Origin of the sequence: Desertivirga xinjiangensis (assembly GCF_024436435.1) — a bacterium.
Classification (GTDB): domain Bacteria; phylum Bacteroidota; class Bacteroidia; order Sphingobacteriales; family Sphingobacteriaceae; genus Desertivirga; species Desertivirga xinjiangensis.
This window is the reverse complement of the sequence record NZ_JAFMZP010000001.1, coordinates 108735-133096: the sequence shown is the minus strand read 5'-3', so window position 1 is coordinate 133096 and position 24362 is coordinate 108735. Positions and strand designations below refer to the sequence as shown.

Sequence of the window (24362 nt, the reverse complement as noted above, 5' to 3'; positions counted from 1 at the left end):
TCAAAAAAGATTTTTTTTTAAAAAAACCTCGTTTGCCCCTGGTACCAAAAGATTGGAGTTAATCATAAGAAGGAACTTTGAAACATAACAAGCACCACATATTGCCCGAACCTTCCATTCGAATCAACCGGAAAGCTTCAGCAGCTTTTTAATCAAACTTCTTAATTGCTTGCAACTGGCACACATCAACGCCCTTTTGTTCATAACTAACACCTTGTTTAAAACTTACCCCTACCTCCTCTAACTCCAAACCCTATCTTTGTTGCCACAAGTTCTTTAACATAAATCATTTTTGGTTTATAGGTTGAATTCACCTATAATTAAAAGGTAACCGTGTGCAATTCACGGGCTGACGTGCAACTGTAAAAAGAAAGATCTTTGAGCCAGACACCTGCCAATTGATTTGTCAAAACTTTCACGAATAAGGTTTTGGCGAAAGCCCGTCAACGTAAGCCGCAACCTGCTGCCATCGAACCACCTGCCTTTTGTCAATCCCTGTTTATCATTAAAATAAGATGCTATGCAACAGGATGAAGTATTATTAAAAGAAAACAAAGACCGTTTTGTTATCCTCCCCATCAATTATCCCGCTATCTGGGAGATGTACAAAAAACACGAAGCGAGCTTCTGGACAGCAGAAGAGATAGATCTTTCTGCTGATCAAAAAGATTGGGAAAGCCTTAACTCTGGCGAAAGGCATTTCATCTCTCATATCCTGGCCTTCTTTGCAGCCAGCGACGGCATAGTGAACGAAAACCTGGCGGTTAACTTTATGAGCGAGGTACAGGTTCCCGAAGCCCGATGCTTCTATGGCTTTCAGATCATGATGGAAAACATTCACTCTGAAACATACGCACTTTTAATTGACTCATATATTAAAGACGCGGCCGAAAAAGACAGGCTGTTTCACGCCATTGACACCGTGCCTTGCGTAAAGAAAAAAGCAGAATGGGCATTAAAATGGATTGAAAATGGGACTTTTGCACAGCGATTAGTTGCATTTGCAGCCGTAGAAGGAATCTTTTTCAGCGGAAGCTTTTGTTCTATCTTCTGGTTGAAAAAGCGGGGACTTATGCCTGGTCTTACCTTTAGTAATGAACTGATCTCAAGGGACGAAGGATTACATTGTGAATTTGCCTGCCTGCTTTACAGCATGCTTCAGAGTAAGCTTTCTCAAACAGAAGTTCATGAGATCATTAGTGATGCGGTTACCATAGAAAAAGAGTTCATCACCGATGCATTACCAGTGGCACTTATTGGCATGAACGCCAAACTAATGAGCCAGTATATCGAATTTGTAGCCGACCGATGGCTTTCTGAATTAGGCTACGACAAGATCTACCACGCAAGCAATCCTTTTGATTTTATGGAGATGATCTCCCTGCAGGGCAAAACCAATTTCTTCGAAAAAAGGGTTGGCGACTATCAAAAAAGCGGAGTCCTGTCAAACAAAGAAACACAGGGCTTTTCACTCGACGAAGACTTTTAAATCATTCTAATCCTTAAAAACAAAAACATGTTCGTAATAAAAAGAAACGGCCGCAAAGAGCCCGTAAAATTTGATAAGATCACTGCCCGCATCGAAAAACTCTGCTATGGTTTAAATGCTGATCTGGTTGATCCCATTGATGTAGCAAAAAAAGTGATCGAGGGCCTATACGACGGTGTTTCTACCTCCGAGCTGGATAGTCTTGCCGCTGAAACCGCAGCATCCCTCACCACCAAGCACCCAGACTATGCTTTGCTTGCCTCACGGATTGCGGTATCAAACCTTCATAAGAACACTACCAAGTCTTTTTCTGAAACAATGAAAAAGCTATACCTTTATGTTGATCCAAAAATAGATAAACCCGTTCCGCTTATTGCCGACGATGTATGGAAAGTAATCGAAGAAAACGCAGACGTTCTTGACAGTCATATCATCTACGATCGCGATTTTGGATTCGATTACTTTGGATTCAAAACGCTTGAAAAGTCATACTTGCTGAAGGTAGATGGTAAAATTGTAGAACGCCCGCAACACTTGTTCATGCGCGTGGCTGTTGGCATCCACAAGAGTGATATTGACAGCGCTCTCAAAACATACAACCTGATGAGCGAGCGCTGGTTTACCCACGCAACCCCCACCCTGTTTAATGCCGGAACCCCTAAACCTCAGATGTCCTCCTGTTTCCTGCTCACCATGCAGGACGACAGCATTGACGGCATCTACGATACTCTGAAACAAACCGCTAAAATTTCGCAAAGCGCAGGCGGTATCGGCTTAAGCATCCATAATGTAAGGGCAACGGGCTCATATATCAGTGGAACTAACGGAACTAGCAACGGAATTATTCCTATGCTGCGCGTATTTAATGATACAGCCCGTTATGTTGATCAGGGAGGCGGAAAACGTAAAGGTGCATTTGCGGTCTATCTTGAACCATGGCATGCAGATGTATTTGATTTCCTGGATCTGCGCAAAAACCATGGAAAAGAAGAATTGCGTGCCCGTGACCTGTTTTATGCTTTATGGATGTGCGATCTGTTTATGAAACGTGTGGAAACCAATGAAGGCTGGAGCCTATTCTGCCCTCATGAAGCACCTGGATTACATGAGTGTTTTGGAAAAGAATTTGAAGCTCTGTACGAACGGTATGAAAAAGAAGGCAGAGCGCGTAAAACTATAAAAGCGCAGGAATTATGGTTCGCTATCCTCGATTCTCAAGTGGAAACCGGCACTCCTTACCTCCTTTATAAAGATGCCGCAAACGCAAAATCGAACCAGCAGAACCTTGGCACTATCAAAAGTTCCAATCTTTGCACCGAAATCATAGAGTATACCGCAGCCGACGAAGTTGCTGTATGTAATCTGGCCAGCCTGGCGCTGCCTCGTTATGTCATCAACGGCGTGTTCGACCACGACAAGCTTTATGAAGTTACTTACCAGGTAACACTCAACCTGAACCGTATCATCGACCACAACTATTATCCTGTCGACGAAGCGAAGAATTCAAACCTGCGTCACCGACCTATCGGACTTGGTGTTCAGGGCCTTGCCGATACCTTCATTCTTCTACGCCTTCCTTTTGAATCTGAGGAAGCGAAGAAACTCAACAAAGAGATCTTTGAAACGATCTACTTTGCTGCGATGACGGCATCAAAAGACCTGGCAATCCAGGAAGGAGTTTATGAAACTTTTAAAGGGTCTCCCCTTTCAGAAGGCAGGTTCCAGTTTGATCTGTGGGGGGTTACACCGGATAGCAATCGTTGGGATTGGGATACATTACGTACCGAAGTAATGACTCACGGTGTACGTAATTCCTTGTTAGTGGCGCCAATGCCGACAGCTTCAACTTCACAAATACTTGGCAACAATGAGTGTTTCGAGCCTTATACTTCGAACATTTACACTCGCCGGGTGCTGAGTGGTGAGTTTATTGTCGTGAATAAATTCCTCCTTCACGACCTTGTAAAACTTGGCCTATGGAATAACGACATGAAGAACAAAATCATCACGGCCAACGGTTCTGTTCAGGATATCCCGGAAATCCCTGCTGCAATAAAAGAACTATATAAAACCGTGTGGGAAATCAAAATGCGGACGATCATCGACATGGCGGCCGATCGCGGGGCTTATATATGCCAGTCGCAATCGCTTAACTTGTTCGTCAGTTCTCCAAATGCAGCTAAACTAACATCTATGCATTTCTATGCCTGGAAAAAAGGGTTAAAGACTGGCATGTACTATTTGCGGACACAGGCAGCTTCACAAGCGGTTAAATTTACCATTGAAACCCAGGCGGGCAAGAACATGGAACCAGTAATACCAGACACCGTCAACCAGATCGCGGATGAAATTCCTGAAGGTCCGGTTTGTTCAATGGAAGAAGGTTGCGTAACTTGTTCTGCATAAAACGAGTTATGATTTACGGCTTACGATTTACGGCCTCATGCCTAATCGTAAGTCGTAACTCGTAAAATTAAAACATGCTTAAACACGAAGTTATCCCTTGTGAGCGTTGCGGCAGCCGCATAGAATGTAAGGCTAATTCTTACACGAAATGCCAGTGCAGCAAGGTTCAGCTAAACCTAAATGAGGTTCAGTATGTTAGTGATCTGTACGAAGGCTGCTTATGTGCCGGCTGTTTACTTCAATTAAAGCAGGAATATTTGCAGTTTATTCAACCCACTGGCTCATGAACATAGAAGAACGAAAAGCGTTATCCGAAACCAGGATATTTAAACCTGTTTTCGCCTCGGATACCAATCATTATAACACTTTGCATGGGGGCGTTGCCATGCATATGATGGATGACACTGCTTTTATTGCTGCAACCCGTTTTACAAAGTTGCCTGTTGTTACCGTTTCATCCGACAGGATAAACTTCAACAAGCCCATCCCTGCCGGTACTATTGTTGAAATAGTAGCAAAAGTAATTGAGCTGGGTGTAACCAGTGTAAAGGTTGGAGTAGATGTATACATCGAACAGATGTATACCGAAAACAGGGAGCTAGCTATTCAAGGCGTTTTAACGTTTGTTGCCCTGGATAGTAATAAGAGGCCTGTTTCGATTGTTAAGCATTTGGAAAAACTGGGAGTAAATTTGTAAGCTCTTATTAGGCACGCCGGCAGCGTGCACCGCGCTGTCCATAGTATTGTGGGATGCCCAGTGGGGCGGCAGACTACAGATTATCCAATAAAAAAGCGTCTCCGACTCGTTAGGCACAAGAATAGCGCTTTAGCAAGTCGGAGACTCTTTTTTATTACTGAATCCAGAGAGCCCCTGCGGAACTCTCTGGACAGTTAAATAGTTAAGGATTATAATCATTAAAACCCGCTGTCATCCAAAGCAAACGTATTTTTGCGGGTTTTCCAATTTCCTTTGGTAAAATCAGGAAACTCCTGTGAAGCATTTCCATCCTCGAGCGACTTTGCGGAAAGCGGCAGAATAACACTCATCGTTACTGAATCATAAACATCGATAGGAGTCTGTTTTTTCTGTTTAACAGCTTCAACAAAGGCATTAAATACAAACCAGTCCATGCCCCCATGCCCTGCTCCTTCAGCTTTGGCAGCGTATCTTTTCCAGAGAGGATGATCGTATTTATCCAGCCATACCTGAGCCGGATCCCATTCGTCATAGGTTTTCGACTTTCCTTCGATGTAGATCGACTTGGCAACATCCATCCATAAACCCTTGGTGCCCTGAACCCTGAAGCCCAGTGAATAAGGCCTCGGCAGGTGCGTATCATGACTTAACTTGACCGTTTCCCCGTTTGCACAGTTAAGCATAGTGGTGGTCACGTCGCCATTTTTATATTTTATCTTTCCATTAGGATGCCCCGGCGACAACTTTTCAACGTATGAGTTAAGTCCGCGAGACTTCGATGAAAAAGACACTAGATTCGTAAACCTGTTTCCACGATTAATGTCGATATATTGCATCAATGGTCCCACGCTATGTGTAGGGTAAATATCACCAGACATATCGATATTGTGCTGAGTACGCCACTGCGCCTCGCCAATCGACTTTTCCGGACCGAATTCGACACCATTCCCATAAAACTGCTTACCGTCGTTAAATAAAACCGGACGCAGGTCGTGCTGGTATCCTCCTTCCAGGTGTACCAGCTCGCCAAACAGGTTTTGGCGAGTCATGTTCAGAACAGCCAGCACATCCCTCCTGTAACATACATTCTCAAGCGTCATATAAGGCATACCGGTTTGTTCGGAAACATTCACAATATCCCAGTGATCCTGAACCGACAGCCCTGCTATCACCTCGCATCCTACGTATTTCCCGGCCTTCAACGCATCAATAGCCTGGTCATGATGAAACACCCAGGGGGTAGAAATGATCACCCCTGCGATGTCCTTTCTTTCCAAAAGCCTTTTATAAGCCTCTACACCTCCGGTATATTCCTTTGGAAGCTTTTTTTCTGCCTTAACAAATTGCTCACGGCACAGCTTTAATGAACTTTCCTGCGTATCGCAGATGGCTACAATTTCAACATCATCACGCAGCAAGCCTTCCTGAATATGATTTCTCCCGCGCAGACCTACACCTATATAACCTAATTTGACAACTGATTTATCTTTTGCGAACAACACTCCTGAGGGTAAAATAGTCATACCGGCAGTTACTACTGCACCGTTTTTAATAAATTCTCTTCTATTCATATTTTCAATTACCGGGTTTTAATCTATATGCTTTTATAATCTACTGTTCCATCATAATTTTATGTACAATGAAGTTTGAAGGGGTGCTTAAGGTAGCTATACTAATTCCAGCGCTTGCACGAAATGGCAATATCATACTCTGATCGCCGGCAACAAGGTTTATCTGGCGGCTTAGCAAAATTTTACCCGACAAATCTGACAGCTGAAATAAAGAGCCTGTAATTGTATCCGAGTAAATACGTAGCTCGACGAGATCCTGGCCAGACATCTTATAGAATACAAACTCAGTTTGTTTAGTTTCTGACCGGTATTCAATAATATCTAAAACCTCCGTAGTTCCATTAAAATCTGTCTGCTTCAGCTGGTAATAGCTTAGTCCGGGCAAGGGTCTATTATCCGTATAACTGTAAGATCGTTTAGAGTTTGAGTTCACCAGACCAGTTATTGTACCTATCTTTTCAAATGTACTACCGTCGGCCGACCTATAAAGATCGAAATGAGAATTGTTCTTTTCTGTAGCTGTCGACCAGCTTAATTTAACTCCTAGAGCCATATTGCTGGCATTGAATGAGATCAGTTTCACTGGAAGTGTTCCTGTCACAGGTATCCGGATGAACTTTGAATCATTGAGATTATTTTCGGGTATCGTTCCCTGATTCCCGTCATTGATCGCAAAATTCACATAAGTATTCATAATGCCGAGTGCCGACTTCTTAATCGAAAACTCGTAAGCCTTTTTACCTGATAAATCCACTATAGGAGAAAAACTTAAGGAATTAGCATAAGTGGCCGTTGCGGAAGGTGTCCAGCTCCATCCATTGCCCGGTCCGTTATGATTGTAAATTGTACCACCCGTTAAACCGCCCTCATACAATATGTCTGCCCCCGACCCTGCGACATATTGGTCGGAAATAAAACCTGTATTGGGATTATTATCCACGTCAATATAGAAGTCGATAATCCCGGGCGAAATTTCAGTATTACCTTCTATGTAAAAATAGATATTGTCAGCATCACCGAAGGCCTTCAAGCTTGTATACCGGGAACTTGAACCCTGGTTGTTAGTATGCAAATGTGGAATGGCTGTCCAATCAGTAAACGAACCGTCTATAACAATTCCGTCTGCTTTAGCGAATAAACCAGCCAGCATGAAAAATGCAAATGCTGATAAAAATATTAGTCTTTTTTTCATTTTGTACTTTTCTTGTAGGATTAATACTTGAATTATTTAATCTTCAGACTTAACTTCAGATCGTTCATGCCGCCGTTTTCTTCTACCCATACATTATTATTTGCCAGTCTTACCGCATACTCGATCCTGTTCTTCAAACTCTCTGCCTGATCGGCGATCCGTAAGTAAAGAGCATAATCTCCGGCAGGAACATTTGCAAGACGGACTGATTCTTCCAGTTTAATTGTGCTGCCAGGCTTACAAGACCTAATGTCGAATGCAAGCTTGAGTTCAGTAAATGTACCGCTCGCCTTGTTTTTTAATATCAGGCTGGTGTTCTTCCTGTTATATAGCGGCGCATAGCCATTATTAACTATCTTGATGGCCAGTTTCAAATCACTCTCACTATTGACCTCCTCCGGGATTACGGCACTTACCAAAGCTAAGCGATAACCAAGATTTCGCTGAAATTCGTCAAAACACCCGGAGCTTTTCCAGGCATCGATGGTGGGCACGTACCAGTCGAGATTCAAATATGTCCATTTAAGGAGCTTCATCTCTGTACGACCTTCAAAACAAGTAGCGATATAGCCAGGCTCAGGCGGGCATGTTTCACCACCTACTGGCACATACAAGCCTTCCTTGCTGATGTACTGCTTTTCGGCTGCAATATTTATGTAGGTGCCATAATTAGTTCCTCCTGACAAGAAACAATCGTTATGGTGACCAACCCTTGCAATGCTTTCGCTGGTATATGCCTGACTTTCGGCCAGCGGAATAGTGCTGTTAAAAACCTGTTGTTTTTGAGAGGGAGTCCTTACCTGCACCATGATCTCCGGAGGAAGTGTATTGAGGATCTTTGTCAACACCATCTTTTGGTTTTCCACGCTTGTGAGTCCATTGGAAGAGCTATGCCATTCTCCCCAGGCACCTATAAAGCCAGCCTGCAAAAATGCTATGACATCCTTATTGGCATCAAAAACCGGCTTCAGCTGGTCCAAATGTTGCTCTATAGTCGCCAGAGAAGCATCCGCAACTCCAATAGCATCGGTATATGCAAAACGAAGCACTCCTTTAAGTCCGGCCTCGCGTATGTAATCGAGGTTTGCCTGGATAAGACTTAACTCCGCCTGACTAAGCGCCTTATCTTTGAAAGTATTGAAGTAAAACACAACAACGATCAAAGTAACATTCTGATTCCGCAGCTGCTTTAGCTGGGCAAGGTTTAATGGCTGTCCCTCTGCGTAGATCGAGTAGGTTCTTGTAAAACCTCGTTCAGTGTTAGGAAATATGGCCGTTGATGGCTCATACAAAAACCCTTCCTCAACCGGCACCTCTATCTCCGGCTCCGGTTCAGCTTTCGGTGAGCTTTTTTTGCATGCCAGCACTGCTGAAAATAGAAATATCAGCACCATACTAAAACCGAAAATCCTTAATTTCTTTTCTTTTATCATCGTCTTAAGATTTACACTTTAGATCTTGCAGATCAATTTAATTTGTTATAGATGCACTTAATGACTAAGTTCATAGGCACCCCGGTCAATTTTACCATCAGCAATCCGCGGGCGGTTGTTGATGTCTGTAGTCCCATTAATAGCTTCAGATATAAAGACACCCGTATTCTTTGCTAAAGATGCGGGGTGGAGCCCCAGATCAGGCAGATTTAAGTTGATCAGTTTAGGGTCAAGCCCCGAAGATGAATTAGAGTCTCCTCCGACAGCTGCCCGCCATTGATCGACATCAGAATAAACTATTTTATCCCAGATCCATTTGGACGCTCCGCCCGAATAGTACACATTATAGTCGAACGTGTTATCTGATCCCCCCGTGTTTTCTTTGTTGACGAAAACACCTTTATCCGGCCGCGTATAGACAATGTTGTTTTTAAATGTATTACCTGTACAACCCTGTTTCAAACGAAACTCCCCTTCGATCTCACCAAAGTATCCATTCTCCCTGTTGTTGTAGAACAGCGTGTTGTTTACAAAAACACAATTTACCGTCCCGCCGCCGCCCGCCTGATCCTCGTATCCGCCAAGGTAGATTCCGGAGGTATAATTGTTAAAAACATAGTTGTTTCTGATAACACAGTTAGAGGTAGGGAAACCTTTATTCTCACTCATAACGCCAATGCCGCGATCATTATCGTGAACCCTATTTTTCTCAACAATGATATCGCGTGCTCCATCGATATAGATTCCCGGGGCACCAAATGTACCCTGGTAAGTGGGAATCGGGCCCGAAGATCCCAAAATTGCATAAACTTCATTATTGCTAATTACCCCGTTGCGGGCATAGTTATACAAAGGATTAGGATTTGCGGCATACCCTCCTGCAACAACGATCCCAATATTTTCACCATTGTAAACCTTGTTGTTGATAATTTCAAAACCATCGACATAACCATTGACCGTAAGGTTTTCGCTATATCCGGTATTGCAGTCAAATATTTCATTGTTCTCCACCAGGATCTCTGTTATTGGAACCTCCGTATTGCCGATGATATGTATTCCATGAGCGCTTCTTCCTTGATCCGGAGCGGAATTGTTTTGTATATCGAAGACTTTATTGTTTTTAATAACGATATTATTCGCCCCTGACTTCACCACGATACCGTCGACATTTGCCCAGGCATTATAAGTTTTAAAGTTGCAGATTTCAAACCCTTCTAACCTTATCCAACTTACATTGCTTAATACAACCAGGCCTTCATTCCCATAAGCGCCGAGACCATCGCCACTTATAACAGCCCGTTCTTCCGGATAGGGCATTATGCTAATGTATTTGTCCCTAGTTCCCGATTTTAGCACGTTTATCTTTTCCTTATAAGTGCCCGATCGTACAAACACCGTATCTCCGGGTTTAGCCAGGGCAAGTCCTTTTTGAATAGTTCTCACCGGGCTATTAATCTCGCCCTTATTAGCATCACTGCCTTCTGTCGATACATACACGTTCTTTAATTTTTCAATAGAGACTTCCGGAACCGTACCGAAGCTCTTCTTTCCGCAACCGGTAAAGGATATTCCTAACAGAAGTAATGGATATAATCTTTTTAATAACTTGTTCATTGTACTTGCTTTTATAGCAGCATAACCGGATTGTAAAAGATCAAAAGATCAGCACACGCGGCACGCAGGCAGGAGCCTTCAGCAGGCCAGCAAATGCTAACGCTGGCATGCTGCGTGTGAAGAAGCCGGCTTTTCATACACCTCAATTTTATTGAAATAATTCCGGCTTTGGATATTTGGAATCCTGAAAAGTGGGCGAACCATATCCGGGGTTCTGAAGTAAGATATCCTTACCTGTAAGATCTATCTGCGTATTGAAGATAGGAAACAAGTAATGCTTAGCAGGGTCAAAAACTCTCGTCACGACCGGCGATGTGCTGTTTACGCCATAAACTGGTCCGTTCATTACTGTTTCTGCAATACCCCAGCGCTTAATATCAAAGAAGCGATGCCCCTCAAGATTAAGTTCCACCCGCCGTTCATTTCTGATTCTTACACGCATTTGGGATTTTGTAAGATTTTCTGGCAGATCAGGCATACCTGCACGATCCCGAACATCGTTTACCGCATCGTAAACTGTTTGATCTGGAGAGTTTAAACTTTCATTTTTTGCTTCAGCATAATTTAAGAGTACCTCCGCATACCGGATCAGGATGTAGTTCTTCCCTGAAGTAACTTCTGAAATAAACGATTCCGGATCGGCGCCCTTCCTGGGAAAAAGCCCGGTTCGTGAACTGGCATCGGTTCCAGACGTGGTGTTTATCGTTCGGACGTTTCCATTCCGGTCAACTATGGTGCTTCCTGTGTGTAAAATCGACATTTCTAGCCTTGGATCCCGGTTGGCGTAGGGATCAGTGGGATCGTATACCGTTGAAGCAGTGATTGGATTACCCTCTATGTCCTCAAAAGCGTCCCGGAGGCTTTTAGTAGGATTTAAAGCTCCCCATCCGCCAATCGAATTAACATTTAGCCATAACTGTTCCGGACTCCCATACCCCGACTGGTTAGTAAACTGAACATCAAAGATTACTTCCTGATTGTTTTCATTCGCCTGAGCGAACAGTCTGATATAGCTTTGTGCCCCCTCAGCCCTGTAAAGGTGGTATTTATTGCTGCTCATTACAAGCTCCGCAGCAGCAGCAGCTTCAGGGAAACGGTACTCATATAAAAGAACCCGGGATTTTAAAGACAGCGCCGCGCCGCTCGTCACTCTCCCAGGCTGAGTAGCATCCGCAGACAAAGCAGGGATCGCAGCATTCAGATCCGAAAGAATAAATTCAACAACTTCCTCTCGTTTATTTCTGGGTGTTTTAAGCTCTTCCAGGTTCAAAGGCTTGTCAATGATCGGCACACCGCCAAAAAGCATAAGCAGCTGATGATAATAGTATGCCCTGAAAAATTTCACCTCAGCGATATACCGTTCTTTCAGACGTTCGTCCATCTGGATACCAACAACATTAGTAAGGAATACATTGGCCCGGCGTATATTTCTATATAAGGAAGTCCAGTTGCTGTTAAAAAGTCCTTCCGAAGAATTAAAAGATCCGTCTGCAATGTTATTGTAGTTAGATCCCAGCCATACGTTAACGGCATCATCCGACCAGGTATTTTGGGCAAGTACCTTTTGGATCATGGTAAAATCGGCATCCTGTATCAATGTATTATATACGCCAACAACTGCCTGTTCAGCATCCTTAGCAGTTTTAAAAAAGCTTTCTCCCGATATCTGATCCCTGGGGGCTACTGTAAGAAAGTCTTTGTCGCAAGAAGTCATGCTCAACAAAACAGCACAAATAATTATGTATATATGTCTTTTCATCACTTTCAGTTCTAGCATATTAAAATGTAAGATTTATTCCTCCTGTTATTGTAGTTACCTGGGGGTAATAGTTGCCTGCAGCATAACTTAACCACCCCACTGTTGGATAAGCCGGCGCTTCCGGATCGAAATCGTCGTAAAAGGAGGTAAATAAGAACGGATTGTCTATGTTGAGATAAACACGAAGCCTGCTAACCTTAATTCTATTTAGCACCTTAGCCGGAAAACTATAGCCAGCTTGTATATTCCTGATTCTTAAATAAGAAGCATCTTTAACAAAAAATGAATTCACCGAGCCGTAATTCCTTGATGCAGCACTCAATGAAATCCGCGGGAAGGCAGCGTTAGGATTTTCAGGGGTCCATCTGTCAAAATGTGCATTTAGTGCTTTACCCATATTTGGAAAAGGCTGTATTGCCTGGCCTCCAAGGTAGTTAGACACTTTACTTACCCCCTGAGCATTAAAGGAAAAATCGAAACTCCTATAATTTGCCCCAAGCTGGAACCCGTAACTAACTTTTGGAAACGAACTGCCTAAGGACTTCCGGTCGTAGGTATCAATGATGCCATCAGGGACTTTATCAGGGCCACTAATGTCAACATACCTGATATCTCCTGGTTGTGCTCCACCAAAAGTTGCCGTCTGGTCTGGCGCGTTCTCAATCTCTTCAGCCGATTGAAAAAGGCCCATTGCCACATAACCATAAATATTATTAATCGGATCTCCTACCGATCGTCCCGGCGTATCCCCACCAGCAAGATCCGTAATACGATTTTTCACGTACGAAAAATTGCCATTTATCCAGTAGCCCGCTTTTCCAATTTGATTTTGATGCCTTACAATAAAGTCAAAGCCTTTATTTGAAACTGCTCCGGCATTTATTGTAGGAGGATACCCGCCCAGCGTTGATGGCTGAGGCAGATTTAAAAGGATATCCTCAGTATCTCTGGAATAGTACTCGGCAGTGATGGATAATCTGCCTTTAAATATGTCGGCATCTAAACCGATATTTGTTTCCGTACTCGTTTCCCAGCTAATCGTTTCGTTTGCTAAACTGCTGTTTTCAGCGATTCCAGGTGACAAAGTACCGCCGAAGGTGTAGTTGATACCAAGTGCATAAGTGGGCAGAAAGGCATAATTACCAATTTCCTGATTGCCCAGCTGTCCCCACGATCCTCTGATCTTAATATTGTCAATCCACCTTACGCTTGGAAAAAAGGGTTCCCTGGAAATGTTCCAGCCTGCAGAAAATGATGGAAAAAAGCCATAGCGGTTATCTTTAGGAAACCTTGAAGTTCCGTCATAGCGAAAGTTCCCTTCTAACAGATAGCGTTCTTTAAAATTATATTTGAGGCGTCCGAAATATGATCTTAGCCGGTAGTCTGATGCATTACCTGAGTTGAGCACCGTTGCTTTATTTCCAGCATTCAACTGATCCTGCGAATCACTTGGAAGATCGTAAATACCGGCAGTAATTTCATCATAATCATTACTGATCTGGTTATAGCCCACAAGCGCCGAAACGTTATGCATACCGCTAAATGAGCGGTCATAGTCCAGGAATGCCTGAAGGTTTAACTCCATAGTTTCAGATCGCGCATCTCCTACGTAGCTCCTATATGTGGTAGTTACATCGTTATTGTTATAGAGTTGCAGATTTTTAGTGAAGCCATGGTATTTATAAGTATTGTTGGTCACTCCGGCAATACCTCTTAATTTCAAGCCCTTAAGCAATTCATACTCTGCATTTAGAGAAGAAATAAAGATATTATTGAACGTATTCTGATATCCTCCGTCCCTGGCGATCGCCGTGGAATTATGGTCGTACGGATAACCGCCCCAGTTTCCATTAGAATACCTGATTGTCGCAGTGGGAGATTCCCGGTAGGCCCGGTGAACAAGATCGCCAAGATTCATGGAGGGGTCTACAATGCTCTGCCTGCTTCCAGAAAGATTTACCCGGACTTTAAATCGCTTAGAAAAATCCTGATCGAAATTGACCCGCATGGTATACCGCTCATTGGAGGTATTCACAACAAGGCCATTCCTGTCAAGGTACCCGAAAGATAAGTTGTACCGAGTATTTTCAGATCCTCCGTTAATTCCCAGATAGTGATTTTGCTGAAAGCCCGCTTCTGAGAATAACGATCCTACCCAATCTGAATTGGGATAATTATCCGGATCACTGCCGTCCCTGTATTTTTGGATATCCTCGGCTGAATACAAGGGAGTCCCTCCATCATTCGTCAAAGCTTCATTATATAAAAACGCATAATCCGCAGAGTTGGCATAATCGGGCAGCCGAGTGGCGTTTTGTGCCCCGAAATAGTTATTGTAATTGATCGTTGGCTTTCCGGTTTTTCCCCGCCGGGTGGTTATCAATAACACTCCGTTGGCTGCTCTTACTCCATAAATAGCGGAAGCGGAGGCATCTTTGAGGACTGATACACTTTCTATATCATTAGGCTCTATGTTTGAATAACCCGACTCTATTCCATCGACTATTACCAAAGGCTCGTTGTTTCCAAGTGTTCCGATCCCCCTGATCCGTAATGTTCCGCCATCACGCCCCGGCTGACCAGAGTTTTGAACAATGGTTAAACCTGGAACCTGACCGGTCAGTAAGTTGGATATATCTGGCTGAGCCCGGCCTGCAATTTGTTTTTCCGTAACGGTCTCTACTGATCCAGTTACATTGACCTTCTTCTGGGTACCATATCCAACCACTACCACTTCATTAAGCGCACGATTTTCCTCAGACAATTTTATGGTCAGAAAATCACTCTTCTCAACAACAATTTCCCTGGTTTTAAAACTGATATAGCTTAAAACCAACACAGCCCCTTCTTCTACATTTTGCAGGTAAAACTCCCCCTTTTCATCAGTCACAGTTCCGCGGTTAGCACCCTTTATCTGAACGGTAACTCCAGCCAGGGGTACATTAACCGAATCAGTCACCCGGCCACGAATGTCAATAGCTCTGAGTTCTCTAATGACCCTTTCAATGATGGATTCTTTCTTTTCCCTGATCACTACCGTCCTCTCTTCGATCTTATATTCCAGTGCCTGGCCCTCAAGACAATGTTCAAGAACTTCTTCCAGGCTTTCATTGCTCACATTAACATTCACAGGCTTTCTTTTACTCAAAAGCTGCTTGTCGTAAAGAAAATCATAACCTGTTTGATTGTGAATTTCCCTGAAGACCTTCTCCAGTGAGATCTTCTTTTGGCTTAAAGAGATTCGCTGGGCAAAGCTGGCTGCAGATACCTGCATCAGAGATACTATCATAATAACGATGGTCAATCGCATAATCAGAAATAATCTACGGAAATACTGGTCAGATATACCGACTCGTTTAGTACATTTTTTATACATTTGTTTAGTCAGGATTTGCACGCTTGCCATCAGGTTACAGCCATTACAAGCATGAATTAATTGATTTATATAATTTTCAGCATTATCCAGACATCGGCCAGTCGTGTTACGAGCACTTCTGGCTTTGTCATTTTAACAGGATGAGTCTTATTACTATTTTGTCACAAACACCCTCCTTCCTTCAATTTTAAAATGAACTTTCCCTGTTAATTCTATGAGTTTCAGGACGGCTGATATATTTTTGGACCGTGAAATAAAACCACCCAGCTCAAAGTCGAGCGGAGCAGACGGATCATAAACCACTTCTATATCATACCAGCGCGCTATATTTCGCATCACTGCTCTAAAATCTCCATCATCAAAAATAAATTCACCATTCTTCCAGGCCAGGGTATTAAGCATATCTGCATTCCTTACACTGAGCCTATTGGATTCAAGCACGGACTGTTCACCAGGCTTCAAAAGGCGAGATTCTTGTGTTGCAGTTTGAATAACCCTCACAGCCCCCTCAGTCAGCGTAGTCCTTATAGCCGGCTCATCACTATAACTGTTAATATTAAAATGAGTACCAAGCACCTCCACTTTCTGATTTCCGGATGCTACCCTGAAAGGCTTTTTCGTATTTTTTGCCACTTCAAAATATCCTTCACCCGAAAGCTCAACAAGACGCTCGTTGGAAGAAAACCGAACCGGATACTTTAAAGAAGAGGCAGCGTTTAGCCAAACCTTAGTGCCGTCAGGCAAGGTTACCTGGTACTGCCCCCCATTTGGCGTTTCTATAACATTAAAGCTTACAGCGGCTGCTTGCTTGTCGCCTGCATCCGAAATATGGTAAGCAAGTTGTCCATCGCCGGTTTTAGTGATCTTGATCCCCGCTTCATCAGCTAATTCGCCATTCTGGATGTTGTTAAGAACTATCTTCCTTCCATCTGCTAATGTAAGGACTGCCTTATTGCCGCCTGGAGGAATATCATAGACTTTGTTCTTGCTTAGGTCCAGATTCGTCCGGTTGGTTTCAGCTCTGTAAAAGAGAGCAGCACCAACTGCAATTGCTAGACAGGCGACCGCGGCATAGGTATACCAGCGTTTTATTGAATGTTGTTTTTCCGGTTGAGGAAGCCGTGTGTATATAATTTTCTTTATACGCTCAAAATCTTCCGGTGAACTTAGAGATTCTTGTTTTTGAGCAACTTTGTTGTAAAGGCTTTCAAACAGTAGTTTCTCTTCCTCTGTGCATTTGCCTTCGGTATATTTTTGAAAAAGTTCTTCAGCTTTAATTTTATCCATCCCAATGACAGAACCTGTTTGTCCTGTTATTGGTAAGAGCCATAACTTAAGGCTTGGTATACATCAGAATTAAAAAAAAGTTAAGAAACCTTTAAATTAAATAAGCGTGCAGTAATTACGAGTGTAATAGAACCCATAATGCACCAGCAGAAAGGGTAAATTTAGAGCGGAGGATATTCAATCCGCGGTGGATAGTGGTTTTTACAGTATTTTCAGAAATGTCGAGTGCTTCCGCGATTTCTTTATGAGAAAGTCCTTCGGTACGGCTCATTACAAAGATGGTACGCATTTTAGGCGGCAATAGCTGAATCTCATTCTCAATGAGTGCTGAAAGTTCGTTGAAATTGATCTGGTCATCAACATATTCAATACCTTCACTCATACTTTCAGCCATTGCGAGAATAAATTTATCACGTAGCTTGCCCCTGTTGATCATTTTAATCGTCTGATTACGCACCGAGGTATATAAATAAGCTTTGACAGAAGTATTAAGCAGAGTCTCTTCACACTTTTTCCAAATAGTAGTAAACACATCCTGAACAACGTCCATGGCATCGTCCGGATCCCGCAGCATTTTTAGGGCATGCAGATAGAGTGCCTGCCAATACCTGTCGTAAACTTCCGAAAAAGCGGCGTGATCACCTTGTTTTAACAAAAAAGCCAGCTTTTGATCTGAGAGTTCAGTATAGTTCGCCATTTATCTTTGCCCTAAACGAATATAATGAAAAGTTTTAAAAATTTACGTTGCATTAAAAGGCAAAAAAAAGGGTGCCCCGGTTTTCTGGGCACCCTAACTTATTAATAAATTTAAGACTATTTAACTTCAGTCGTCACACCTGGTACATTTTCTATCTCAGCTACAGTTGAGGTAGCAGTCATCAGGATAGTTTTTTGCGACCTGAACTTAGTCCATTTTCCGCGACCAATGGTAGTGTCATAAACACCGCCGAAGGCCTGAAAATTCCCTAAGTTTGCAGGTTCGACGTAAGGAAAGCCGATAGTATTAGTTCCGGCACGATAATACTCCTGCGGAGCGCCAGTCGCCGGGTCTAACCTGTCATAAATATCGGTGGTTGTGATACGATAGCCCTCAACCGGCGGACCTGCACTATAGATCTGACCGCCCGTTCCAATAAAGATCACGTCTACGGGAACTGTATTTTTATCGACTACGGTACCTGTAAACACCGCTACCCCAGAGGCGTTACCGCTGTTTGCAAGCAAATTATTGGTTTTGTTTCCTCCAGCCAGGTTAGCCCCGTTCAGAAGGTCACTGGCATCCTTGGTGTAATCATATGACCGGATCCATTTAGACGATGATATATCAGAAGAGCCTGCCCCATTAATCTGTTTCTTCGTACCACCCACATAAAAATACTCGCCTTTAGCTACGGTACCCGACGTAAGATCGAATTTATAAGTTCTTGCACCAGCGGTAGCCCATCCATGTAACGGTGTGCCGTTACTCCCCGCATTATTAGTGGTCACAACAGAATAATTCTCGGTTGAAAAATTAATATCCCGCAAGGCTTTAAACTGAATGTATTCATAATCAGCATCAGTACCTATAGGATCCGGGCATATTCCTGAAATGACGAAAGCAGGCGGCTCAGGAGGCGAAAGGATCAAGACATCTGCCCCACTGCGCATTCTTAAGTGCGGAATAAGCTTACCGCTGGCATCTTCTGTCAATACAACCACACCAGTGTAATTACCGAATTCATTTGGCTTGTCATTTGCAAAGGTTGCTTCCGCATCTGTCCGCAAGACAAGATTGCCTGGCCCGTCGTTTAACACTTTATCTCCCGAATAAGTCTCATTCGGTCCTAGTACCGGATTGAACGTAGCTTTAGATACAGTGACCTGGGAACTTTCGTAAAGTTTCGGATCTGCCAGAATTTCTGCTGTAGTTGCCTTATTCGTCTGGATTACATTTCCGGATGATACTTTGACGATGTCTGATTCAGAAACCTCAATCACCTGAAGCATCCCGTTGCGCCGGGTAAGTGTTTTTCCCTCCACTTTCACGCGTACTAGATCACCCACCTTAAAATTTGCCGCTGCGGCGCCGGCTGCAATTGCAATCCCCCTGATAGAGTCGGCAGAAGATATTTTCCGGGCATTTTGAACCATCAGGTATCCATCAAGCATATTTCCGGAAGTATGATCTGAAACGACAACTCCTTGTATCGAATTGGCACCTCCCATGTTTTTGGTCGTAAGCACCACATCAGTTCCTTTATGGATCTTAAGCACATCAAATACAAAAATGTACGGACTGGGTACACCACCATCGTACGAATTTTCATCATCACAACCTGACCAGACAACAGCTGCGGCTACGAGAAGGAAACATTTGAATAATATCTTTTTCATTAGTGAAGTTTGTTCTTTAATGGTAATAGGCTTCGATAAGTCATTATATCTTTTTATAAGCAGCGGCTTATCAAGGTTTCATTTGAATAAATTGATTGCCCGTTGAACTATGGTTTCTGCCACCAGATTTGAGTATTAATCTCGTCCGGTCCCTGTATTGCTACAGCAGCATTATAGTTATCCGTGTTAGCTGTTTGAGCAATAACCGGGTAATACAAGCGCGCAGGCATCTTACCACCGTTTGAAAACGAGGTACCAGGCAAATCTGTCTTAAAAGCAGGATATCCGGTGCGACGCTGTTCTGCCCATTGTTGCGAATCAACCAGGAATAATGCATAGTACTTTTGCAGTTGAAGCGCTTCCAATTTATTTTCGAATGATTGTCCATCTTCCCAGCCGATATCTGCTGCGGTTATATGCGCTGATAAATTAGCGGCCGGATAAGCCGGAATCCAATATTGGATCATGTCTAAAATACCCTTGTTATAATATTCTTCTGCCGAGCCTGTTATCCATCCTCGCAAAACCCCTTCAGCAAGTATGAAATCAACTTCGGCCACATTCATAATAATGCCGGTATAAGGGTCATTCTGGAGCGTATATCCAGGGGTTTCAGTAGTACGACCTGGAACATTATCATGTGAGTAAAATGAGGATTCACCAGAACCTATACTGCCAGGAGAAAATCCACTTGGTATACCTACAAGGTTTCCTCCAACTCTGCTTATTCCCCATCGGTTAACGCCACCTCTGCCATAAGTGTTACTCACAACTGGATGGTTCCAGTTACGCAAATTATCTAAAAAGAATTGCGATAATGCGGATCTGAAATCAAGGCCCCGGATACTTGTATATGGCGACGAATATAATGCAGTACTAGTGACCGAAGTGGTCCAGAGCAGGTTTGCAGTGTCGTCATTTGTTTCCATGATCGGATACTTTACCGGGTTATTAACTATCTCTTTGAATTTGTCGATTACAGTTGCTGAAACTTCTGACTTTCCTGAAATACGAAGTAATAACCGCAGATATAGTGAATTGCCAAGCTTACGCCATTTTACAACATCTCCATTGAAAACCGGATCGCTGTCTTCTGGAATAGCTTTTGCCCCGGTTAACAGGGAATTAGCCTCTTCCAGGTTTTTGAACAGGTCGAGGTAAATGTCTTTCTGCCTGTCAAATTTAGCTTCAACAATCCCCTCCTTACCTTTGTTGGCCTCCGTGTAAGGAATATCTCCATAGGTATCTGTTAAAATGGAGAATCCGTAAGCTTCGAGAATTCTTGCAATACCCATAAACGAGTTACTCTGGTCCTCCGGCTGGCTGGCAAGCGCATAGATGTCGCGGACATTTGTTAACTCTGTATACAAACCATTCCAGGTATAATCAGCCCAGTTACGGCGAAAGTCATACCGGTTCACTGTTCCTTCGGCACTGCTGGTCGATACCGATACCTGCATAAGCTCATTGTTAAATGTCCGTCCCCGCAGCATGTTTACTGTAAGCAAGTTCACTAGTGAAGGTGCCAGCAATTTGCCAGGTTCTGTTGTTGGAACACCGATCGGGTCGGTATTCACTTCCTCGAAATCTTTACATGACGACATCAAATTGCCGGCAATTAAAGCGATACAGACTAATTTTATTTTAATACTTTTCATCAGAATATTTTTTTTATGGAGATGATCTGCATGAGCAAACATACAAACTTCATTTTTTCTTATTCTATTATATACCCACCACTAAGCGAAATCCATAAGTGCGTGTCGACGGAAGTTGCCCCACCTCAAAACCGGTTACAATATCAGTACCTGCTAAGGACCCGAACTCAGGGTCGAATACAGGCCATGGGGACCAAATGAACAGGTTACGTCCAAAACCACCGATCGTAAGCTTGCTCAGGCGCATTTTCCGTACAATACGCGTTGGTAACGTATAGGTGAGACTAGCTTCACGGAACTTAACAAAGTCGGTGCTGAACATAGAACCTTCAGCATTATCATAATAAGTCGCTTTATAATACGCTGGAACATCCGTTGCAATAACATCGTTCGGACGGAAGGAGCCATCGGCATTCTGCGCAACACCTTTACCAATGATACCATTATACCGGCCAGGAAGCGTAAGAGCAGACTTTCCGTTCTCAGCCGAACGGGCAATAGAAAAGGCATTGCCGACTGCTCCAAACTGGGCATCGAACAACACGCTCAAACTTAAATTCCTGTAGTTGAACTGGCTTCCCAAACTTGTCTTAAATTTAGGAATAGAGTTGCCAAGATAAACCGGATCGGGAGCAATCTGCGGCATTCCATCTTTGTATACAATGTCGCCATCAGGAGAACGAACAAAGCCAAGACCATACATATCTCCCATACTACCTCCCACGTTTGCAATTACCTGTGCGTTAGCGATCGGACTGTTACGAAGAACTACCGAGCTATCAACCAATTCCCTAATTTCATTTCTGTTGGCAGAGAATGTGGCAAAGGCTGTCCATTTGAAAGGATTTTTACCTTTTGTTTGAAGAGGCGTTCCGTTTACGCCGATTTCGATACCTTCGTTATCAACCCTTCCTGCATTAATAACAGCAGTTGCAAAGCCCGATGAGCGATCTAGTACGCGGCTTAGTATCTGATTTTTAGTATTTCCCTTGTATAAAGCTACATCGATATTTAAGCGGCTCTTAAGCATCCGGATGTCTGTTCCCACTTCGTAAGTTGTGGTCATAAGTGGTTTCAGATCCAGGGCAGGAAGAACTGTAGGATTGGCGGTCGAGCCGTTAGGATACAGTCCGTTAGCAGCAGGTGAATAATTATATGCAGTAAGATAAGGAGTGGTACTACCGCTACCTACCTGTGAGTAAGACGCCCTCAACTTGACAAAATCAAACACTTTTGGTAGATTCCAAAGATCTGAAGGAATAAAGGCCATGTTAACCGACGGGTAAAAGAAACTGACATCTGCATCCTTTAGTGGAGATGCTAAAACACTGCTCCAATCCTGACGACCGGTAACATCTAAAAACAAATAGTCTTTATACGATGCAGAGACAAGCCCGTATACACTGTTGAAATGGTATCTAGAAGTATCAGGAATCGAAAGTATTGGATTAAGGTTGTTAGACAGATCGTAAATTGCTGGCTCTTTCAAACCATCGGCCCGTTGTTCGTCTTTCCGGTATTCGTTTCTCAGCATGCTACCTCCTCCGGATATATTCAGCTGAACGTCTTTACTGAACCTGGTGTCATACTTCAGCAAAACATCAGCATTTTTCTCAAAAGTTATAGCATTCTGGATACGGTATGAACCTTGTGCGAATTTTGCTCCGGCAGCATCGTAAGGGCGTAGCTGCTCGGTTATATTCCTGTTTCTATCGAGCGAAGCACGTACTTGTGCGGTCAGTCCTTTTGCAAGCTGGTACGAAAGCTGGACATTTCCTACAATTCCTTTACGGTTTTGCGGGTTTAAATACTCATAGGATATTGCATAAGGCGACTCCAGAGTACTTGTGGTGATATTAATGAACGCGCGATCCTCTGACCCGCGAAGCCAGTATTCTTTATAATAGTTGGGGTCTACGTTTGGTTGTGAGAAATACACCCAGTACATGTACGATTGGTTACCAAAACCTGTCGTAGGCAAATTTTCGCTGGTTCTTCTATTATAAATAGCTTTACCCGTGAGAGTCAGCTTCTTAGTAATCTTAGAATTCACCGACAGAGCCACTTGATTGCGTTCGTACCCGGTATTTGGCGCGATCCAATTATTATCATTATGACTTATTGCCAGGCGCAGGTTTGTATTTTTTATGTTCCCATCTATGCTGGCAGTGGTATGGGAGTCAAAACCTCTTGTAAAAAAAGCATCTATTGGATTCTCTTTCGCTACCCAAGGAGTACGGGTAAGTCCGGTGTTCTGAAGCTCAGGATCAAACTGGAAGTAATATTGTCCGTCAAATTTAGGCCCCCATGCCGAGCTTGTCCCGTTAGTATTTGGCCCGTCTGCCGATGCGCCCCTCGAATAATAAGCAGCGCCACGAAGTCCTTGTCCGTATTCTCTCTGCAAATCCGGTTTCCGGTTAATGTCTTCAAATGATAAGTTAGAGGTAAGGTTGATGCTTACCCCTTTTTGTTTCCTGTTTCCGGATTTGGTTGTAATCAATATTGCACCGTTAGCGCCACGTTGTCCGTAAAGAGCCGATGCTCCAGGTCCCTTCAACACAGTTACACTTTCAATATCTTCGGGATTTAAGTCGGCAAGGGCATTTCCGTAGTCAACCGGCATGTTGTCACCTGATACACCATAGACTCCTCCTGATGGAGATGTGCTCCTTGATCTGCTGGAGCTGGCCACCACCCCGTCAATAACGATCAGTGCTTCGTTATCCCCGGTAAGATTGTTCTCGCCCCGAAGAATGATTTTATTAGAACCTCCCGGGCCACTGTTGCGAACAAGATTTAATCCTGCAACCTTTCCCGACAGAGCGTCTGTCCAGTTACTGGAAACAGCATTTGTAAGAGCCGTACTATCAACGACAGATACAGCGTAACCAAGGGATTTTTGTTCCCGTTTAATACCAAGTGCTGTAACCACAACTTCATTCATCGTATTTGAAGCAGATTTCATACGAATAGCTATAAGGTTCTGATTAGATGAATAGGTAGCAGTAAACGTCTCGTACCCGAGAAAATTAAACCGAAGTTCGGTGCCTTTGGGAACCCTGACCGTGAATGCACCGTTCCCATCGGTAATACCAAAGCTCCGACGTTGTGCGTCGGAAATAGATACTCCTGCCAAAGGCATCGAGTCACTATTATCGATCACGGTACCTTTCACAGTTATAATTTCCGCCTGCTGAGCAAACGATGAAATGACCATTGGCGGTGCTACCTGAGCGACGATCATCAATGGTAGAATGACATACAGGCGCATGTTCAGAGAACCGCCTAAAAAGCTTGCTCTCCATGTGCCAAACTGCTTGCTTAAATGCAGAGCGGTCTTAAAAAGCGCCGTACTACATTTAGTAAAAGTTCTGTTCATAATACAAAAAAGTTCTAGTCGGCTATTGCGTTTAGTGTCAATAACCGGGCGCAAAAGTGCATTGCCAATATTAACATCAGATTAGCTTTGTATTATGTTGAGCTTAACAAAATGGCCTTTTGAGA

Annotated in this window: 16 protein-coding genes and 1 riboswitch; of the genes, 4 read left to right on the top strand and 12 right to left on the bottom strand. The window is 43.4% G+C overall.

Features of this window, described 5'->3' with window-relative positions:
* Window positions 1-276 precede the first annotated feature (276 nt).
* Window positions 277-413: riboswitch (cobalamin riboswitch) on the top strand.
* Window positions 414-520: 107 nt separating this feature from the next.
* The 4 genes from J3P37_RS00595 to J3P37_RS00580 all read left to right on the top strand — a co-directional run bounded on the left by J3P37_RS00595 (window position 521) and on the right by J3P37_RS00580 (window position 4592).
* Window positions 521-1489 (top strand): ribonucleoside-diphosphate reductase small subunit, encoded by a 969-nt coding sequence (locus tag J3P37_RS00595; RefSeq protein WP_256009039.1) that lies wholly within the window; start codon window positions 521-523, stop codon window positions 1487-1489.
* A gap of 27 nt (window positions 1490-1516) precedes the next feature.
* Window positions 1517-3895, top strand: coding sequence for a ribonucleoside-diphosphate reductase subunit alpha (locus J3P37_RS00590; protein ID WP_256009038.1), 2379 nt, complete (start codon window positions 1517-1519; stop codon window positions 3893-3895).
* A 74-nt stretch (window positions 3896-3969) separates the two neighbouring features.
* Complete coding sequence (locus J3P37_RS00585; RefSeq protein ID WP_256009037.1) at window positions 3970-4182, top strand: cysteine-rich CWC family protein; 213 nt, start codon at window positions 3970-3972, stop codon at window positions 4180-4182.
* Window positions 4179-4592, top strand: coding sequence for an acyl-CoA thioesterase (locus tag J3P37_RS00580; RefSeq protein WP_256009036.1), 414 nt, complete (start codon window positions 4179-4181; stop codon window positions 4590-4592). The genes J3P37_RS00585 and J3P37_RS00580 overlap by 4 nt, the downstream gene beginning before the upstream one ends.
* 218 nt (window positions 4593-4810) lie before the next feature.
* On the opposite strand, the gene J3P37_RS00575 is transcribed toward J3P37_RS00580, so the two are convergent.
* The 12 genes from J3P37_RS00575 to J3P37_RS00520 form a co-directional block, all read right to left on the bottom strand.
* Window positions 4811-6163, bottom strand: a complete 1353-nt coding sequence (locus J3P37_RS00575; RefSeq protein ID WP_256009035.1) for a Gfo/Idh/MocA family protein — start codon at window positions 6161-6163, stop codon at window positions 4811-4813.
* 40 nt (window positions 6164-6203) lie between these two features.
* A complete protein-coding gene (locus tag J3P37_RS00570) occupies window positions 6204-7355 on the bottom strand; it encodes a fibronectin type III domain-containing protein (RefSeq protein WP_256009034.1) in 1152 nt (383 codons plus the stop codon).
* Between the two features lie 32 nt (window positions 7356-7387).
* Window positions 7388-8788 (bottom strand): DUF4832 domain-containing protein, encoded by a 1401-nt coding sequence (locus J3P37_RS00565; RefSeq protein WP_256009033.1) that lies wholly within the window; start codon window positions 8786-8788, stop codon window positions 7388-7390.
* A 57-nt stretch (window positions 8789-8845) separates the two neighbouring features.
* Window positions 8846-10402 (bottom strand): right-handed parallel beta-helix repeat-containing protein, encoded by a 1557-nt coding sequence (locus J3P37_RS00560; protein ID WP_256009032.1) that lies wholly within the window; start codon window positions 10400-10402, stop codon window positions 8846-8848.
* Between the two features lie 11 nt (window positions 10403-10413).
* Window positions 10414-10539, bottom strand: a complete 126-nt coding sequence (locus J3P37_RS00555; RefSeq protein WP_256009031.1) for a hypothetical protein — start codon at window positions 10537-10539, stop codon at window positions 10414-10416.
* An 11-nt stretch (window positions 10540-10550) separates the two neighbouring features.
* Window positions 10551-12161 (bottom strand): RagB/SusD family nutrient uptake outer membrane protein, encoded by a 1611-nt coding sequence (locus tag J3P37_RS00550; RefSeq protein ID WP_256009030.1) that lies wholly within the window; start codon window positions 12159-12161, stop codon window positions 10551-10553.
* 19 nt (window positions 12162-12180) lie between these two features.
* The gene (locus J3P37_RS00545) at window positions 12181-15450 is read right to left on the bottom strand and encodes a TonB-dependent receptor (RefSeq protein ID WP_256009029.1); all 3270 of its coding nucleotides are present in this window, start codon (window positions 15448-15450) and stop codon (window positions 12181-12183) included.
* Window positions 15451-15690: 240 nt separating this feature from the next.
* Window positions 15691-16824: a FecR domain-containing protein gene (locus tag J3P37_RS00540; protein WP_256009028.1), complete on the bottom strand. Its 1134-nt coding sequence runs from the start codon at window positions 16822-16824 to the stop codon at window positions 15691-15693.
* A 115-nt stretch (window positions 16825-16939) separates the two neighbouring features.
* Complete coding sequence (locus tag J3P37_RS00535; RefSeq protein WP_256009027.1) at window positions 16940-17521, bottom strand: RNA polymerase sigma factor; 582 nt, start codon at window positions 17519-17521, stop codon at window positions 16940-16942.
* A 116-nt stretch (window positions 17522-17637) separates the two neighbouring features.
* Window positions 17638-19200, bottom strand: a complete 1563-nt coding sequence (locus J3P37_RS00530; protein WP_256009026.1) for a DUF5689 domain-containing protein — start codon at window positions 19198-19200, stop codon at window positions 17638-17640.
* 107 nt (window positions 19201-19307) lie between these two features.
* The gene (locus J3P37_RS00525; protein WP_256009025.1) at window positions 19308-20858 is read right to left on the bottom strand and encodes a SusD/RagB family nutrient-binding outer membrane lipoprotein; all 1551 of its coding nucleotides are present in this window, start codon (window positions 20856-20858) and stop codon (window positions 19308-19310) included.
* A 67-nt stretch (window positions 20859-20925) separates the two neighbouring features.
* Window positions 20926-24237: a SusC/RagA family TonB-linked outer membrane protein gene (locus J3P37_RS00520; protein ID WP_256009024.1), complete on the bottom strand. Its 3312-nt coding sequence runs from the start codon at window positions 24235-24237 to the stop codon at window positions 20926-20928.
* Window positions 24238-24362: the final 125 nt, after the last annotated feature.

Coding starts and splice junctions, on each gene's coding strand:
- J3P37_RS00595 (WP_256009039.1), top strand. CDS start 521: ATGCAACAGGATGAAGTATTATTAAAAGAAAACAAAGACCGTTTTGTT.
- J3P37_RS00590 (WP_256009038.1), top strand. CDS start 1,517: ATGTTCGTAATAAAAAGAAACGGCCGCAAAGAGCCCGTAAAATTTGAT.
- J3P37_RS00585 (WP_256009037.1), top strand. CDS start 3,970: ATGCTTAAACACGAAGTTATCCCTTGTGAGCGTTGCGGCAGCCGCATA.
- J3P37_RS00580 (WP_256009036.1), top strand. CDS start 4,179: ATGAACATAGAAGAACGAAAAGCGTTATCCGAAACCAGGATATTTAAA.
- J3P37_RS00575 (WP_256009035.1), bottom strand. CDS start 6,163: ATGAATAGAAGAGAATTTATTAAAAACGGTGCAGTAGTAACTGCCGGT.
- J3P37_RS00570 (WP_256009034.1), bottom strand. CDS start 7,355: ATGAAAAAAAGACTAATATTTTTATCAGCATTTGCATTTTTCATGCTG.
- J3P37_RS00565 (WP_256009033.1), bottom strand. CDS start 8,788: ATGATAAAAGAAAAGAAATTAAGGATTTTCGGTTTTAGTATGGTGCTG.
- J3P37_RS00560 (WP_256009032.1), bottom strand. CDS start 10,402: ATGAACAAGTTATTAAAAAGATTATATCCATTACTTCTGTTAGGAATA.
- J3P37_RS00555 (WP_256009031.1), bottom strand. CDS start 10,539: ATGAAAAGCCGGCTTCTTCACACGCAGCATGCCAGCGTTAGCATTTGC.
- J3P37_RS00550 (WP_256009030.1), bottom strand. CDS start 12,161: ATGAAAAGACATATATACATAATTATTTGTGCTGTTTTGTTGAGCATG.
- J3P37_RS00545 (WP_256009029.1), bottom strand. CDS start 15,450: ATGATAGTATCTCTGATGCAGGTATCTGCAGCCAGCTTTGCCCAGCGA.
- J3P37_RS00540 (WP_256009028.1), bottom strand. CDS start 16,824: ATGGATAAAATTAAAGCTGAAGAACTTTTTCAAAAATATACCGAAGGC.
- J3P37_RS00535 (WP_256009027.1), bottom strand. CDS start 17,521: ATGGCGAACTATACTGAACTCTCAGATCAAAAGCTGGCTTTTTTGTTA.
- J3P37_RS00530 (WP_256009026.1), bottom strand. CDS start 19,200: ATGAAAAAGATATTATTCAAATGTTTCCTTCTCGTAGCCGCAGCTGTT.
- J3P37_RS00525 (WP_256009025.1), bottom strand. CDS start 20,858: ATGAAAAGTATTAAAATAAAATTAGTCTGTATCGCTTTAATTGCCGGC.
- J3P37_RS00520 (WP_256009024.1), bottom strand. CDS start 24,237: ATGAACAGAACTTTTACTAAATGTAGTACGGCGCTTTTTAAGACCGCT.